This is a genomic window from Streptomyces sp. NPDC014870, assembly GCF_043081505.1.
In the GTDB taxonomy this organism is placed as follows: Bacteria; Actinomycetota; Actinomycetes; order Streptomycetales; family Streptomycetaceae; genus Streptomyces.
Genome location: NZ_JBIBWQ010000011.1, coordinates 206,680 through 221,738, shown reverse-complemented (window position 1 = coordinate 221,738; position 15,059 = coordinate 206,680). Strand labels below are relative to the sequence as shown.

The following is a 15,059-nucleotide window of genomic DNA, read 5'->3' as shown; positions in this document are numbered from 1 at the left end:
GAAGGGGAGTAGCCCTGCGAACCGGTCGTCGACACACTGGAGCCCTCGGGTTCCCGGTGACCGGGTCCCTGCGAACAGCACGGACGGGCGAGACCTTCGGCCAGGCATTCGCCGTGTCCGCGTTCCGTGGGCGTGGTCCGTCATGCCGGGCCGAGTGGTTCTTCCCGTCGCCCACCGTGGTGCCGTGCGGATCCCGGGCCCGGACCAAGCAGAGAGCCCCCGGTAGATGCACCTCGACTTCTTGGCGATTCTCACGGCCTTCGGCCTGATCTTCCTCGCCGAGCTGCCCGACAAGACGATGTTCGCGTCCCTCGCCATGGGTACGCGCATGCGTCCGCTGTACGTCTGGTTCGGCACCTCGACCGCGTTCGTCGTGCACGTGGCCATCGCCGTGGGCGCCGGCAGCCTCATCGGGCTGCTGCCCGACTGGACCGTCAAGCTCGTCTCGGCCCTGATGTTCGGCTTCGGCGCGTTCATGCTGCTGCGCGGTGGGGACGCCGACGAGGCGGACGAGGCCGGCGGCGGGACCGTGACCGGCTTCTGGCCGGTCTACTCGACCGCTTTCATGGCCGTGTTCATCAGCGAGTGGGGCGACCTGACGCAGATCACCACGGCCAACCTCGCCGCCACCAACGGCACCTGGTCCACGGCGATCGGCTCCGCCGCCGCCCTGATGAGCGTCTCGGCCCTCGCGCTGGTCGCGGGCCGGTTCATCGCCAAGCGCGTCCCGCTGAAGACCGTCCAGCGCATCGGCGGCCTGTGCATGGCGGCCCTGGCCGTCTGGTCGCTGACGGAGATCTTCGTCGGCTGACCGCTGACGCCCCTGCGAAGCGCCCCCGGACCACCGGATCCGGGGGCGCTTCGCGTTCCCTCCGACCCCTTGTTGAAGCAATGAATCGCTGCTTCACTTCTTCCATGCCCTACCGACGCACCCCCGCGGTCCAGGCCCGGCTCGACGACCGGCGTGCCACCGTCGTGGACGCGGCGCTCGGGCTGCTCGCCGAGCACGGCTACGCGGGCTGCACGATGGCCGCCGTCGCCGCCCGCGCCGGGATCGCGACCGGCAGCGTCTACCACCACTTCCCGAGCAAGGCCGAGTTGGCCGTGGAACTCTTCCGCACCGTCGTCTCGCGCGAGGTGGCCGCCGTGGCCGAGGCGGCCGGCCGCCCCGAGCACGCGGGGCCGGCGGAGCGGGTCGTCGCCGTCATCGAGACGTTCGCCCAACGCGCCCTCAAGTCCCCCCGGCTCGCCTACGCCCTGCTGGCCGAGCCGGTGGACCCTGCCGTGGACGCGGAACGGCTGGTCTTCCGGCGGGCGTTCCGCGATGTCTTCGCCGAGCGGATCGCCGAGGGCGTGCGGTCCGGCCGGCTTCCGCCGCAGGACGCCCTGCTCACCGCGTCCGCGCTGGTCGGGGCGGGTGCGGAGGCGCTCGTCGGTCCGCTCGCGGAGGGCACGGTGGGGCCCGAGACCGTACCCGCCCTGGTCACCTTCACCCTGAGAGCCCTGGGAGTTCCCGATGCCACCCACGCATGAGGTCACCAACCAAGTCCCGCCGCTGACCGGTTACGACGTGTCGGCCGACCCGGCCCTGCTGGAGGCGCTCCGTCACGAGGGCGCGGGCTGGGCCGAGGGCGAGGTGCGCGAACTGGGTGTACGGGCGGGTGGCGAGGAGGCCCAGGAGTGGGGGCGGCTCGCCGAGCGGCACTCCCCCGTGCTGCACACGCACGACCGGTACGGCCACCGCGTCGACGAGGTCGAGTTCCACCCGTACTGGCACGAGCTGATGACCGTCGCCGTACGGCACGGGCTGCACGGGGCGCCCTGGCGCGACGGGCGCCCCGGCGCGCACGTCGCGCGGGCGGCGAAGGTGTTCGTGTGGGGCCAGGCCGACCCCGGGCACCTGTGTCCGATCTCGATGACGTACGCCGCCGTGCCCGCCCTGCGCGCCGAGCCGGGCCTCGCGGAGGTGTACGAACCGCTGCTGTCCTCCCCCGTCTACGACTTCGGGCTGCGCGAACCGACGTCGAAGGCCGGGATCATCGCCGGGATGTCGATGACCGAGAAGCAGGGCGGCTCGGACGTCCGCGCGAACACGACGCGGGCCGTGCCGACCGGTGAGGACGGCTTCTACGCGCTCACCGGCCACAAGTGGTTCACGTCGGCGCCGATGTCGGACGTCTTCCTCACGCTGGCCCAGGCACCGGGGGGACTGTCCTGCTTCCTCGTGCCCCGGGTGCTGCCCGACGGCACGCGCAACGCGATCCGGCTGCAGCGGCTGAAGGACAAGCTCGGCAACCGCTCCAACGCCTCGTCGGAGATCGAGTACGAGGGCGCGCTCGGCCGTCTCGTCGGCGAGGAGGGCCGGGGCGTCGCGACCATCATCCGGATGGTCAACATGACCCGGCTCGACTGTGCGGTCAGTTCGGCGTCCGGGATGCGGCAGGGGCTCGTCCAGGCGGTGCACCACGCGACGCACCGCAGCGCGTTCGGGGCGCGGCTGATCGACCAACCCCTCATGACCAACGTCCTCGCCGACCTGGCGGTGGAGGCGGAGGCGGCGACGATCGCCGGGCTGCGGCTCGCCGGCGCGGTGGACCGGGCGGCGGCCGGTGACGCGGACGAGGAGCTGCTGCGCCGGATCGGGCTCGCGGTGACCAAGTACTGGGTGTGCAAGCGTGCTCCCGCGCACGCGGCCGAGGCGCTGGAGTGCTTGGGCGGCAACGGCTACGTCGAGGACTCGGGCCTGCCCCGGCTGTACCGCGAGTCGCCGCTGCCCTCGATCTGGGAGGGCTCGGGCAATGTGGCCGCGCTCGACGTGCTGCGCGCGATGGGGCGGCAGCCGCAGGCGGTCGACGCCTTCTTCGCAGAGGTCGACCGCGCCTCGGGCGCCGACCACCGTCTCGACGCGGCCACCGCCCGGCTGCGGAAGGACCTCGCCGACCTCGGCGACGACCCGGCGGCCGTGCAGTACCGCGCGCGGCGCGTGGTCGAGCGCATGGCCCTGGTCCTCCAGGGCTCGCTGCTCGTCCGGCACGGCCACCCGGCGGTGGCCGACGCCTTCTGCGCCTCGCGCCTGGACAGCGACTGGGGCATCGCGTTCGGCACCCTGCCCCCCGGCCTGGACACGGCGTCGATCATCGACCGCGCCGCGCCGCGGCCGGCCTGAGGACCGGGAGCGAAGCGGGGGGGGCGATCCGGCCGTGGCTTGCCGAGCCACGGCCGGCTCCTCGGGAGCACACCCCTCTGTGTCTCACCTCCGCGCTACCGGGAGGCCGTCGGGGTCGGGTGCTTGGCCGGGTCCCGGTCCGCGACGGTCAGCGTGCACTGCCCGTCCTGACACGAGCGCCGCAGCCTGCCCCGCGACACGGTCTGCAGCAGGCCGATGGTCCAGCACATCGGGCAGCCGCGCAGGGCCAGGACGCCGACGGGCAGGAGCAGCAGGCTGACCGGGCCGGTGACCGGGAGCAGCGCGAGCGCACCGACCAGGCCACCGAAGCCGATCACGCCCCGCACCAGGTGCCTGAGCAGGGACGAACTGGCGAAATCAGGGCCGTCGGCATGCTTGGTCGTCATGGGTGTCTCCAGGCTCGGGGGCGGGTGTGGCACGGAGGGACCGCTGGACCGCGGTGCGGGCACGGTGGAGTCGCGACTTCATCGCGGCGGTACTGAGACCCAGCGCGTCGGCGACCATGCGTCCGCTGTAGCCCTGGATGTCCCGCATGATCAGCACCTGTCGCTGCTCGGCGGGGAGCGCGGCGACGGCGGCCGCCACTCTGCCCTCCTCGATGCGCTGCAGCACCACCTCCTCGGCCGAGCGGACGGCTCCGTCCGGATCGACGTCGGGCAGGGGCGCGTGGCTCCGCATCGTCCGCGCGCGCCGCAGGCACTCGTTGCGGACGATCCGGAACATCCACGACGCCAGCGCACCGGACGCCCGCAGCATCCCGATCTTGCGGTACAGGATGATCAGGGCTTCCTGTGCCGCGTCCTCGGCGTCCTCGGGCGAGGCGCAGAGCGAACGGGCGAACCGCCGCACGTTCGGGTGCGAACCCGACACCAGCGCGGTGATCGCGTCTACGTCGCCGCGCTGGGCGGCGACGATCAGCCGCTCACCGGGCCAGGTGGAGTCAGCCACGGGCTTGCTTCCACTTACGCACGGCGACGTACCCGCAGGTGCAGAGGAGCACGGCTCCGGCGGCGATGGCGATACCCACGATCATGAAGACCTCCTCGTCACGTGCCGACGATCGTCGGCACGTGTATAGGAGGCGCGGTCCCCCGGAAAGGATTCGGGCCGCGCCCGAAAACCTCGGCACTGCGGTGCGGCTGCCGGACGCACGCGGGCGTCCGGCAGTCGTCGAGCGGCGCGTCGGCGGCGCGGTCCTCCGGCGCCCGACCGTGTTTCCGTCCCGCTGCCGTGCTTCCGTCCCGCGCCCGCGCCCGTTCCCCCGGGCGCGTGTCCGTGCCCCCACCGGCCCCGTCCGTCACCACTCGCGGGCGGCTATCAACTCCTCCACGTCGGCGTCGGCGAAGCCGTAGGCCGTGGCGACGAACCAGAAGTTCTCGGCGATCTCCTCCCGGGCGACGGTCTCGATCTCGCTGCCGGCCTCGTCGAAGTCCGCCTCCAGCGCGTTGAACTCCTCGGTGGCGACCTCCGTCAGCGCGTAGAGCGCGGTCAGGTCGGCCGGGCGCTCCGCCTCGATCCGCTCGCAGAGCCGCAGCAGGATCGCCCGGCCCTTGTCGACCACGTGGTCCGGGTAGTACCCGTCCTCGTAGAGCGCCTTGAGAAACGCGTACCCCGTCACCTGCTCGTTCGTGATCGGCATCCTGGCCCCTTCCCCTGGTGATCACCGGACGGGTCCATCGTGCAGCACGCCACTGACAACGCCCCCCGGACCGGGTCGGGATGACACTCTGGTGGGACTGTCCGACGACGACGAGGGGTGGCCCGTGAGCACCGATCCGATCCACCGGGAACTGGACCGGCTCGCCGAGGGGACGGCCGCCCAGGTCATCGCCTGGCGGCGGCATCTGCACCAGCACCCGGAGCTGTCCAATCGGGAGGCAGGAACCGCCCTGCTGATCGCGGATCACCTCCGCTCCCTCGGCCTGGACGAGGTCCGCACCGGGATCGCCGGACACGGCGTGGTGGGCGTGCTGCGCGGCGGGGCACCGGGCGGGCGCGTGATGGCGCTGCGGGCGGACACCGACGCACTGCCCGTCGAGGACTTGTGCGGCGCGGACTTCGCCTCGCGGGCCGTGGACGCCGACTACCCCGGTGGCCCGTTCCCCGTCTCGCACGCGTGCGGCCACGACTGTCACACCGCCATGCTGATGGGCGCGGCGAGCGTGCTCGCGAGGGTGCGCGAACGGCTGCCGGGGACGGTGCTCTTCGTCTTCCCGCCCGCCGAGGAGGGGCCTCCGGTCACCGAGCGGGGCGGGGCCCTTGCCATGCTCGACGAGGGCGCGTGCGCCGATCCGGTGCCGACCATGACGTTCGGCATGCATGTCACGCCGTACCCCAAGGGGTACGTGGGCTACCGGGTGGGCAATCAGTACGGCGCCTCCTGCCTCGTGCGGATCGTCGTCACCGGCCGGCAGACGCACGGCTCCACGCCGTGGCAGGGCGTCGATCCGATGCCGGCCGTGGGGGCGATCCTGACCGGCATCGGGCAGGTGTACCGCCAGGTCTCCGCCTTCGACCCGATCACGGTCTCCATCGGCCACATCGAGGATGTCGGACGCTTCAACATCGTCGGCCAGACCGTCACCCTGTGGGGCACCGTCCGTTGCGCGGTCGAGTCGGACATGGCGGAGGTGACGGGCCGGCTGACCACGCTGGCGGAGCACTCGGCGGCCGCGTACAACGCCTCGGCGACGGTCGAGTTCCTCCAGCCGGTGCCTCCCGTGCACAACAGCGCCGCGTGGGTCGCGGCGGGCCTGCCGACGATCCGGCGGGTGGTCGGCGAGGAGCGGACGGTGGAGACCGGGGCGACGCTCGGATACGACGACGTGTCCGAGTTCATCGCCCGCTTCGGCGGTCTGTACGTGATGCTGGGCGTCCAGGACGCCTCGCTGGACGCGGCCGGCCTCCCCGTTCCGGTGCCGGGAGGCCGGGGCCTGGTCACCAACCACAATCCGCACTTCTACGCGGACGACGACACCCTGGTGACCGGCGTCCGGCTGCACGCGCACATGGCGTACGACCATCTGACGGGCAGCGTGACCGGCTGGGCGTGACGGGTACCGGGCCTGCCCGGGGCGCTGCTGTCGGCGTTCGCGGGAGTGGCGACGGTCGGGCGGCGGACGGCCGCTCCGAGTTGCGGCGCGCGGGACAGGCGCGAGGCTGGGACTCACACCCGCGTACCCCGCAGGGAGAGACGATGAAGGATCTCGCAGTCCTCGCCGACGAGCATCTGGCCGCCGCGCGCGACGCCCCGCACGGCCGCAGCGCCCAGGTGGTGATGCACGACGGGGTGCTCCGGCAGAGCGTGATCGCCCTGCTGTCCGGAACCGCGCTCGACGAGCACAACGCGCCCCCGGCGGCGAGCCTGATGGTGCTGCGGGGTCGGGTGAGGCTGACGACCGCGGGGTGGTCCGACGAGCTGTCGGCGGGCGAGCTGAAGATGATCCCCAAGGAACGGCACGGCCTGGTAGCCCTCGAGGACGCCGTCGTCCTGCTGACCGCCGTCAACGACTGAGCCGCCGGGCGGTCGCCGCGTGCGGCCAGGTTCACTCGGTCGCGTCGAGGTCCTCGGCGTAGTGCTCGATGGCCCGTCGGTACCGCTGTACGGACGGATCGTCGCTGGTCGTCGCGAGGAGCGTCAGGAGCAGCCGCGTCGACTCGTGGTGGTCACCGGTGTTGTACAGGGCCATCGCAAGGAAGGTGCGCAGGGCGCCGTCGGCGGGGAACTCCTCGACCGCGCCGCGCAGGGTGGCGACAGCCTCCTCGTACCGGCCGAGGGTGCGGAAGGTACTGCCGAGGCCGAGGAGCGCGCCCCGGCGGTCCTCCTCGGTGAGGCCGGCGGCGCCGGTCGCCGCCAGGGCGCGCCGGTAGTGGGGGACGGCCTCGGCCTCAAGGCCGAGCACGTCGTGCGCCCAGGCCGTCTGGTACGCCACCTCGGCGTCGTCGGGACGCCGCACGGCGAGCTCCAGCAGCCGCTCCCTCGCGTCCTCGGGGCGGCCCTGCTCGCGCAGTCCGACCGCAGCCGCCAGCAGGACGTTCCGCTCGTCGTCGCTCATGGGGGTGGTGTTCATGCACGCATCCTCGCAGGTCGCCGTGGAGTGGCGGGCGGGGGCTGCCAGGTGACGGAACGCCATACTCCATGCGGCCGGTTGTGGCTGCCCGGCCCATAGGGCACCCGCGCGGCCCGCCCCTACTCTCCCGGCAACCACCCGCCATGCCGTTGGCCTGGCCCGAGCCGCCGGGAGATCCCATGCGTACCGTCCGCCCCCTCCGTCCACGCGGGCCACGGGGGACCCGCAGGCTGACAGCCCTGCTGCTGTTCGCCGCCACCGCCCTGTTCCCGGCCGCGACTCCGGCGGTGGCCGCCGGACCCGCCGGCCCCTCCGGCACGTCGGTCGCCGCACCCGCCGCGCCCGCCGCCCTCGCGCCCGTGCCCGGGCAGCTCACGCCGTACGCCGTCGACGCCGTCTACAGCTCCGGGATCTCCTCGGGCGGCTACATGGCCACACAGCTCCACGTGGCGTACTCGGGCACGTTCAGCGGCTCGGCGGTGTTCGCCTCCGGTCCGTACAACTGCGCGCAGAACACGCTCTCCACCGCCCTCAACGCCTGTATGAACACCACGCAGGACCTTCAGCTCGCGCAGCTGGAGCAGACGACCAGGACCTGGTCCTCACAGGGACTCGTCGACCCGGTGGCGAACCTGGCGGGCGATCCGGTGTACGTCTTCAGCGGCTCGGGCGACGCGACGGTGAAGCGGCCGGTCGCGGACGCGCTGGCCGACTACTACGGCCGGTTCGGCGCCCAGGTGCGCTACGACCGCTCCACGGCGGCCGGCCATGCCTGGATCAGCCCGCTCGGCCCCAATTCCTGCACGGTCACGCAGAGTCCGTACATCAACAACTGCGGCTTCGACGCGGAGCGGGACCTCCTCGGCCATCTGCGGGGGTCCGTCGCCGCGCCGAGCACCGCCCCCGGCGGCTCGCTGATCCGCTTCGACCAGAACGGCTACGCTCCGGGCGGCTCCGCGGCGGCGCTGTCGCTCGGCGCCGAGGGCTTCGTCTACGTCCCGAAGTCCTGCTCCGACGGCGCGACCTGCTCGCTGATGGTGGCACTGCACGGCTGCAAGCAGGGGTACGGCTACCAGGGCTTCGGGACCCAGTTCGTCGACCGGGCGTACCTCAACGAGTACGCCGACACCAACGACATGATCGTGCTGTACCCGCAGGCGGCGGCGACGGGCACGCTGGAGAACCCCAACGGCTGCTGGAACTGGTGGGGTTATCTCGGCGACTCCGCGTACGCCCGGCACGGCGGCAAGCAGATCGAGGCGATCATGGGGATGGTGCGGGCGCTGCGCGGTTCCACTCCCCCGCCCGCGGGCGACCGGGTGACGCTGTCGAGCGTGGACGCGCAGGACGGCTATGTGAAGGCCGCGGCCGACGGTTCGGGCGCTGCGGTGGGCACGCTGGAGGACACCTACGGGCTCGCCCTCGGCCGGGGCACGGACGGCAAGGTGAACCGGACGCTGCTCTCCTTCGACACGTCCGCGATCCCGGCGGGCAAGGAGGTCACTCGCGCCTATCTGACGGTGGCGCGCAGCAGCGGCTCGGGCGACCCGTGGGCGTCCCCCGCGGGCAACAGGCTGCTGGTGGACGTGACGACGGGCTGCTTCGGCGGGTGCGCCGTCGAGTCCTCCGACTGGTCGGCGCCGCCGACCGTGGCGGGCGGGGCGTCGATCGCTGCCTTCTCCTCCGGTTCGGCCACCTCGACGGACCTGTCCGGGACCGCCCTCGCGGCGCTCAACCGCGGTGGCACGACCCAGGTGCGGCTTGCCTTCGAGGCGGCTCCGGTCTCGACCGCGTACCTCTTCGTGAACAAGGACACCCCGGTGACGCTGACGGTGGAGTACCGCTAGGGCGCGTGTCGAGTCGTGGTCATCGGACCGGGTTGTGCCTTCGTGGCACGGTCCGGTCCGATGGACGGTCCTACCTGACCCGAGTGCAACTGATCGACGCGGATGGAGAGTTCACCGGGCCATGCCCGTCGACCGGTCCACCGGCCGCGGACGCGGGGTCTCACCCGTGGATTCGGCGTCGGTGTCGTCGGTGCCGACCGGGCCGCGGGGAAGCGTCCGGTCCAGCCACTTCGGCAGCCACCAGTTGGTCCGGCCGAGGAGGGTCATGGTCGCGGGGACCAGCACCATGCGTACGACCGTGGCGTCGATGAAGATCGCGGTGGCCAGGCCGAGCCCGAACATCTTGGTGGAGGGGTCCTCGGCGACGGCGAAGGACAGGAAGACCGCCACCATGATGAGGGCGGCCGAGGTGATGATCCGGGCGGTGCCCGAGACGCCCTCGACGATCGCCGTGCGGTTGTCGCCGGTGCGCAGGTACTCCTCGCGTACGCGGGAGAGGAGGAACACCTCGTAGTCCATCGAGAGGCCGAACAGGATGGCGAAGAGGAACATCGGGATGAACGACACGATCGGAACCGTCGCTTCCAGCCCGATGAGTGCGCCTCCCCAGCCCCATTGGAAGACCGCGACCATGATGCCGTAGGCCGCGCCGATGCTCAGCAGATTCAGCAGTACCGCCTTGAGCGGTACGACGACCGAGCGGAAGACCAGCATCAGCAGCAGGAACGACATCGCGAGCACGGCGGCGACGAGCGCCGGCAGGCGTTGGCTGGTGCGTTGGCCCACGTCGGACAGGCTCGCGGCGGCGCCGCCGACGTGGGCCCTGGCCGGGCTGTTCCCGATCGCCGTGGGCAGCACGTCGGCGCGCAGGCGGGCGATGGTGTCGGCCGTGGCCTTGTCCTGGGGGCTGGTCGTCGGGAACACCACGAGGGTCGCGATGCCGGTGGCCCGGTCGATGCGCGTCGGCGCGACGGACGCGATGCCCGGATCCGCCGCGACCGTCGCGCCGAGCCGGTCCAGCACTCCCGGATCACCGGCGGGGTCCGCGGCGATGACGAGGGGACCGTTGGTGCCCGGCCCGAAGCCCTCGGCGACGAGGTCGTAGGCCCGGCGCTCGGTACGGCTCTGCGGCAGTGAGCCGTCGTCCGGCAGGCCGACGCGCAGGCCGAGCACGGGCAGCGCCGCCGTCAGCAGCAGCGCCGCCGCGCCGACCGCGTACGGCACGGGGTGCCGGCCGACGTGCCCGAGCCAGCGCCGCCACCCGGCGGCGGCGACGGCGTCCGCCGCAGTGTCCCGCCGTCGGCCGGGGCGGCCCGACCGCCCGGCCCGAAGAGCCCGGCCGATCCGGCCGGCCCGGCCCAGCCGCGGGCCGGCCACACCGAGGAAGGCCGGCAGCAGCGTCACCGACGCGAGCACCATCGTCAGGACGACGATCGAGACGGCAAACCCTCCCACCGTCATGAACGGCACGTTCGCGACCGCCAGGCCGAGGATCGACACGACGACGGTGCCGCCCGCGAAGACCACCGGCCGCCCCGCCGTGGCCACCGCTCGTCCGGCCGCCGCCTGCGGATCGAGCCCGCGCGCGAGGTACTCCCGGTGCCTGGCGAGCACGAACAGCGCGTAGTCGATGCCCACTCCGAGCCCGACCATGCTGCCCAGGACCGGTGCGAAGGTGGGGACCTCCGTCACCCCCGCCACTACCGTCATCGTGGCGACCCCGACGGTCAGCCCGAAGACCGCCATGCCGATCGGCAGCGCGGCGGCGACGAGCGAACCGAACGCCAGGAACAGGATCGCGGCCGCGGCGAGGAGGCCGATCAGCTCGCTCGTGCCGCCGTCGGGGTCGGAGAAGGCGTAGAAGAGGTTCCCGCCCATCTCGATGCGCAGGGGCAGTTCGGCGCGCAGCCGGTCGCCGAGATCGACCAGGGCGTCGAGGTCTTCGGCCGACAGCAGGCTCTGGTCGGGGTACTGGACCCGGACGACCGCGATCCGCCCGTCGGCCGAGACGAGGCCGTCGCGCACAGCGGTGTCCCCGCCCGCGTCGAGTGCCCGCGCCGGGTCGCTCGTGCCGAGCACGTGCGGCAGCCGCCTCACCTCGGTCTGCAGCCGCGTGAGAGCGGTGCGAGCGCCGTCGTCGGCGAAGAACGTCGCACCGTTGTCGCCGGGGGTGACGACCACTTGGGCGGTCATCCCCTCCTGGCCGGTGCCGGCCCGCTCGATCAGTTCCGCGGCCCGCTGGGAGTCCAGTCCCGGAGCGGTCATCGAGTCCGCGGTCCGCCCGCCGACGGCGACGGCGGCGAGCACGGCGAGCGTGGCGGCGATCAGCCATGCCGCGATCACCCGCCAGGGATGGCGGGCGGCGCTTGCGCCCAGGCGCAACAGGGCTTTCGAGAGCATCGGGTCCTCCAACCACCTCGCCGGCCGTCCTTGTACGGCCGCCGATACCGAGGCTCGTCGCCACGGCGCTCGGCGGCATCGGCCCGCGGGCCGCGGATCCGTCGGCCCCGGGGCGGAGTGGCGACCCGTCCTTTCGGCCGATGCGCGACACGCCGCGGTCCGTAGGCTGAGAACGTGCTCCGAGACGACCTGCGAACCCTGTGGACCGAACCCCGGCCGCCCGGCGCGCCCGCCCGGGTGCGGCGGGACTGGGCACTGCTCGCGGCGGGCCTTGCCGGTGTGGCGCTGGAGGCCACCCTGCGCGAGGACGTCGTGTGGCGGCCGGTGGCGGTGGTGCTCGCCGTATGGCTGTGCCTGCTGCCCCTGTGGCGCCGGACCCACCCGCTGGCGGTGGTGACGCTGGCGTTCGGCTCGGTGGTCCTGCTTCCGGTGGCCTCGCTCGTCGCCGCACCGCGCGAGTCCGTCGGCCTGTACACCGGCGTGGTCGTGCTCGTGCTGGTGTACGCGCTGCCCCGGTGGGGATCGGGACGGGAGATCGTGCTGGGCGGCGCGGTGATCCTCGTGGTCGGCGCGGTGTGTGTCGTCGTGGACCCGGCCCCGGTCGTCGAGAAGGTCGTGGGCTACGTCTTCCTGCTGCTGCCCGGCGTGGTCGGAGCTGCCGTGCGGTTCCGGGTGACCGCCGGCGAGCGGCAGTTGGAGCAGGTGCGCTCCCGCGAGCGCGAGCAGCTCGCCCGGGAACTGCACGACACGGTGGCCCATCACGTGTCGGCCATGGTGATCACCGCCCAAGCGGGCCGGGTGCTCGCGGGCACCGACCCGTCCGCCGCCGTCGAAGCCCTGGAGGGGGTCGAGGAGGAAGGAGCGCGCACGCTGGAGGAGATGCGCGCCATGGTCGCCGCGCTGCGCGACCGCGGGGTCGGCGCCGAGCTGGCGCCCCCTGCCGGGGTCGCGGATCTGGAGCGCCTGGTGCGCACCCCGGGTGGTCGCCTCAGGGTCGACCTGGGGCTCGACGGCGAGCTGGACGCGCTGTCCCCGGCCGTGGACGCGGCCGTCTACCGGATCGTGCAGGAGTCGGTGACCAACGCGCTGCGTCACGCGGTCGACGCGACCGAGGTCGTCGTCCGGGTCGCCGCCGAACGGCACACGGTACGGGTGAGCGTGCGCGACAACGGCCGGCGCACCGGCCGGGGTCGCGACGGATACGGCCTCACCGGACTGCGCGAGCGCGCGACCCTGCTCGGCGGCACACTACGAGCCGGCCCGGGTTCCGACCGGGGCTGGCATGTCGAAGCCGAACTGCCGACAGCGAGGAGCGAGAGCGGTGTCCATTCGCATCCTCGTCGCTGACGACCAGACGATCATCCGCACCGGGTTGCGGATCATGCTGAACGCCCAGCCCGGCATCGAGGTGGTCGGCGAGGCCGCCGACGGGCGGGAGGCGGTACGTCTGGCCCGCGAACTACGCCCCGACGTCTGCCTGTTCGACATCCGCATGCCCGTACTCGACGGACTCGAGGCCACCCGGCTGGTCGCCGGCCCCGGCGTCGCCGACCCGCTGGCCGTGGTCGTCATCACCACGTTCGACCTCGACGAGTACGTCTACGGCGCGCTGCGGGCCGGCGCCCGCGGATTCCTCCTCAAGGACACGGGACCCGACCTTCTGGCCCAGGCCGTACGATCCGCGTCCGACGGTCAGGCGCTCATCGCGCCCAGTGTCACCGTCCGTCTGCTCCAGGCCTTCGCGGACCTGCCCGCCGGCCGGCCCGCCGCCCAGCCGGTCTCCCCCGTCACCGCGCGCGAGGAGCAGGTGCTCCTCGCCGTCGCTCGCGGGCTGACCAACACCGAGATCGCCGATGCACTCCACATCAGCCTCAGCACGGTGAAGACGCATCTGGCCAGCCTGATGGCCAAACTCGGCGCCCGCAACCGGGTCGAGATCGCCATGTGGGCCTACGAAACGCGCCGTATCCTCCCCGGAACCTGAGCCGGGTGGCGTCGGCGGCACGCGCGCGTGCCGCTCGGGGCACGGCTGCGGTCCCGCTGTTACGTTGCGCGAATGGGACGGATCGGCGGCAAGGGCGAGGCCCGATGACGGCACCGCGCCTCGACGTGCGCGGGCTCCTCCGCCGGGTGGCGGCGCTCCTGCCCTGGCGGAGAGGGCGCACGGCCACGGTCACCCTGCCGGAGGCGGACGACGTCGAGCGGGAGCGGCTGCGCGACCTGGCCGCGCTCCTGTGCGAGCTGGGGTCCGAGCTGCTGCGGGCCGGCGAGCGGACGGCGGAGGTGGAGCGCGTGCTGCGTGACATCTCGGCCCGGTACGGCATGCGGGCCCGCTGCTTCGTCGTACCGACCGGTCTCTTCGTCCGGGTCGGCGGCGGGCCCGACGGGCGGGGCGGGGAGCTGGACTTCGCCCCGGTCGAAGGGCCCGCCCTGCGCCTGGACCAGGTGCAGACGCTGCACTCCCTGGTGGACCGGATGCGCGGGGAGGCGATGCCCTTCGCGGACGTCCGGAGGGCGCTGCGCGCGGAGCGGGAGCAGCCGGAACGGTTCAGCCCGGCCGCCACCGTGCTCGGTTACGTCCTGCTCACCGTGGGACTCGGGGTGATGAGGCACGCCACGGTGGCGGCGGTCGTGGGCTACGCGGTGCTCGGCGCCGGGGTCGGTCTGCTGCGGCTCTTCGGGGACCGGCTGCCCGCCGCGCGCACCGCCCTGCCGGTCGTCGCCGCCATCCTGGTGACCACGGTCTCGCTGCGCTGGGCGGGGCCGCTGCTGCACGAGGTGCCGACCGTGCTCTACGTGCCGCCGCTGATCGCGTTCCTGCCGGGCGCCGCCCTGACGCTCGGCGCGATCGAACTCGCCACCGGAGCCGCCCTGTCGGGCATCGCCCGGCTCGCGGGCGCGGTCAACGTGCTGCTGCTCCTCGCGCTCGGCATCCTGGTCGGCACCGAGCTGGTGCGGCCCCGGCCGCGCGGCGGCCCGCCGTCGGAGACGCTCGGCGCGTGGGCGCCCTGGGTGGGGGTGCTGCTCCTCGGTCTCGGGTTCCTGCTGTACTTCTCCGCGCCGCCCCGGGTCGCCGGGTGGCTCCTCGGCGCGCTGCTCCTCGAGCGGTTCGTGCAGTCGGCGGCGACGGACCTGGCCGGGTCGACGTTCGGGGCGTTCGCCGCGGGGATGCTGCTGCCACCGATGGCGGGCTGGATCGAGCGCCGCTCACGCACCCCGGACCAGGTGGTGTTCCTGCCCTGCTTCTGGCTGCTCGTGCCCGGCGCCGTCGGTCTCACGAGCGTCTCGGAGCTCATCGTGGAGCGCGGCACGGCCGGGCTCTCCAATCTCGTGGAGACCGTGATCACCGTCGCGGCCATCGCGCTCGGCGTCCTCGTCGGCGCGGGCCTGCAGCGCCGCCCCCGACTCCTGGTGGGCGAACCGGCGATCGGCGAGCCGGCGCCGAGCGGCGGAAGCCACGAGCCGAGCGGGGGAAGCCAAGAGCCGAGCGGCGACCGGCAGGATCCCGGCTCCGTCGCTCACCCGATCGGCGGGCCCTAGGGCGTGGACGTCCGG

At 73.2% G+C, this 15,059-nt stretch carries 14 protein-coding genes; 9 read left to right on the top strand and 5 right to left on the bottom strand.

Translation table 11 applies throughout. The annotated features are described in order from the left end of the window. Positions 1-226 precede the first annotated feature (226 nt). From ACF09C_RS29560 to ACF09C_RS29550, 3 genes are all read left to right on the top strand, one after another. Entirely contained in the window at positions 227-811 is a 585-nt protein-coding gene (locus ACF09C_RS29560) for a TMEM165/GDT1 family protein (RefSeq protein WP_392095867.1), read from the top strand. 104 nt (positions 812-915) lie between these two features. Continuing rightward, the gene (locus ACF09C_RS29555) at positions 916-1,533 is read left to right on the top strand and encodes a TetR/AcrR family transcriptional regulator (protein ID WP_392095865.1); all 618 of its coding nucleotides are present in this window, start codon (positions 916-918) and stop codon (positions 1,531-1,533) included. Beyond that, a complete protein-coding gene (locus ACF09C_RS29550) occupies positions 1,517-3,166 on the top strand; it encodes an acyl-CoA dehydrogenase family protein (protein WP_392095864.1) in 1,650 nt (549 codons plus the stop codon). The genes ACF09C_RS29555 and ACF09C_RS29550 overlap by 17 nt, the downstream gene beginning before the upstream one ends. Before the next feature lie 95 nt (positions 3,167-3,261). Here the strand turns inward: ACF09C_RS29550 and ACF09C_RS29545 are convergent, their stop codons facing one another. From ACF09C_RS29545 to ACF09C_RS29535, 3 genes are all read right to left on the bottom strand, one after another. After that, positions 3,262-3,573 (bottom strand): hypothetical protein, encoded by a 312-nt coding sequence (locus tag ACF09C_RS29545; protein WP_392095862.1) that lies wholly within the window; start codon positions 3,571-3,573, stop codon positions 3,262-3,264. Further along, positions 3,545-4,135 carry an RNA polymerase sigma factor gene (locus tag ACF09C_RS29540; protein ID WP_392095860.1) on the bottom strand — a complete coding sequence of 197 codons (591 nt, stop codon included), beginning with the start codon at positions 4,133-4,135 and terminating at the stop codon, positions 3,545-3,547. The genes ACF09C_RS29545 and ACF09C_RS29540 overlap by 29 nt, the downstream gene beginning before the upstream one ends. A gap of 349 nt (positions 4,136-4,484) precedes the next feature. Next, positions 4,485-4,826: a DUF5713 family protein gene (locus tag ACF09C_RS29535; protein ID WP_362427973.1), complete on the bottom strand. Its 342-nt coding sequence runs from the start codon at positions 4,824-4,826 to the stop codon at positions 4,485-4,487. A gap of 124 nt (positions 4,827-4,950) precedes the next feature. Here ACF09C_RS29535 and ACF09C_RS29530 point away from each other — a divergent pair, with 124 nt between their 5' ends. Beyond that, positions 4,951-6,240, top strand: coding sequence for an amidohydrolase (locus tag ACF09C_RS29530; protein ID WP_392095858.1), 1,290 nt, complete (start codon positions 4,951-4,953; stop codon positions 6,238-6,240). Between the two features lie 143 nt (positions 6,241-6,383). Continuing rightward, positions 6,384-6,701 carry a cupin gene (locus tag ACF09C_RS29525; protein WP_392095856.1) on the top strand — a complete coding sequence of 106 codons (318 nt, stop codon included), beginning with the start codon at positions 6,384-6,386 and terminating at the stop codon, positions 6,699-6,701. 31 nt (positions 6,702-6,732) lie between these two features. Here ACF09C_RS29525 and ACF09C_RS29520 read toward each other — a convergent pair whose 3' ends face one another. Further along, entirely contained in the window at positions 6,733-7,242 is a 510-nt protein-coding gene (locus ACF09C_RS29520) for a tetratricopeptide repeat protein (RefSeq protein WP_392096065.1), read from the bottom strand. Positions 7,243-7,436: 194 nt separating this feature from the next. Between ACF09C_RS29520 and ACF09C_RS29515 the strand changes: the two genes are divergently transcribed. Next, positions 7,437-9,104 (top strand): PHB depolymerase family esterase, encoded by a 1,668-nt coding sequence (locus ACF09C_RS29515; RefSeq protein WP_392095855.1) that lies wholly within the window; start codon positions 7,437-7,439, stop codon positions 9,102-9,104. 111 nt (positions 9,105-9,215) lie between these two features. On the opposite strand, the gene ACF09C_RS29510 is transcribed toward ACF09C_RS29515, so the two are convergent. Beyond that, entirely contained in the window at positions 9,216-11,504 is a 2,289-nt protein-coding gene (locus tag ACF09C_RS29510) for an MMPL family transporter (protein WP_392095853.1), read from the bottom strand. 174 nt (positions 11,505-11,678) lie between these two features. Between ACF09C_RS29510 and ACF09C_RS29505 the strand changes: the two genes are divergently transcribed. The 3 genes from ACF09C_RS29505 to ACF09C_RS29495 all read left to right on the top strand — a co-directional run bounded on the left by ACF09C_RS29505 (position 11,679) and on the right by ACF09C_RS29495 (position 15,044). Further along, the gene (locus ACF09C_RS29505; protein ID WP_392095852.1) at positions 11,679-12,851 is read left to right on the top strand and encodes a sensor histidine kinase; all 1,173 of its coding nucleotides are present in this window, start codon (positions 11,679-11,681) and stop codon (positions 12,849-12,851) included. Beyond that, positions 12,826-13,488 (top strand): response regulator, encoded by a 663-nt coding sequence (locus ACF09C_RS29500; protein ID WP_392095851.1) that lies wholly within the window; start codon positions 12,826-12,828, stop codon positions 13,486-13,488. The genes ACF09C_RS29505 and ACF09C_RS29500 overlap by 26 nt, the downstream gene beginning before the upstream one ends. Before the next feature lie 104 nt (positions 13,489-13,592). Further along, positions 13,593-15,044 carry a threonine/serine exporter ThrE family protein gene (locus tag ACF09C_RS29495; protein WP_392095849.1) on the top strand — a complete coding sequence of 484 codons (1,452 nt, stop codon included), beginning with the start codon at positions 13,593-13,595 and terminating at the stop codon, positions 15,042-15,044. Positions 15,045-15,059 lie beyond the last annotated feature (15 nt).

Coding starts and splice junctions, on each gene's coding strand:
- ACF09C_RS29545 (WP_392095862.1), bottom strand. CDS start 3,573: ATGACGACCAAGCATGCCGACGGCCCTGATTTCGCCAGTTCGTCCCTG.
- ACF09C_RS29520 (WP_392096065.1), bottom strand. CDS start 7,242: ATGAGCGACGACGAGCGGAACGTCCTGCTGGCGGCTGCGGTCGGACTG.
- ACF09C_RS29560 (WP_392095867.1), top strand. CDS start 227: ATGCACCTCGACTTCTTGGCGATTCTCACGGCCTTCGGCCTGATCTTC.
- ACF09C_RS29495 (WP_392095849.1), top strand. CDS start 13,593: ATGACGGCACCGCGCCTCGACGTGCGCGGGCTCCTCCGCCGGGTGGCG.
- ACF09C_RS29555 (WP_392095865.1), top strand. CDS start 916: ATGCCCTACCGACGCACCCCCGCGGTCCAGGCCCGGCTCGACGACCGG.
- ACF09C_RS29525 (WP_392095856.1), top strand. CDS start 6,384: ATGAAGGATCTCGCAGTCCTCGCCGACGAGCATCTGGCCGCCGCGCGC.
- ACF09C_RS29510 (WP_392095853.1), bottom strand. CDS start 11,504: ATGCTCTCGAAAGCCCTGTTGCGCCTGGGCGCAAGCGCCGCCCGCCAT.
- ACF09C_RS29550 (WP_392095864.1), top strand. CDS start 1,517: ATGCCACCCACGCATGAGGTCACCAACCAAGTCCCGCCGCTGACCGGT.
- ACF09C_RS29515 (WP_392095855.1), top strand. CDS start 7,437: ATGCGTACCGTCCGCCCCCTCCGTCCACGCGGGCCACGGGGGACCCGC.
- ACF09C_RS29535 (WP_362427973.1), bottom strand. CDS start 4,826: ATGCCGATCACGAACGAGCAGGTGACGGGGTACGCGTTTCTCAAGGCG.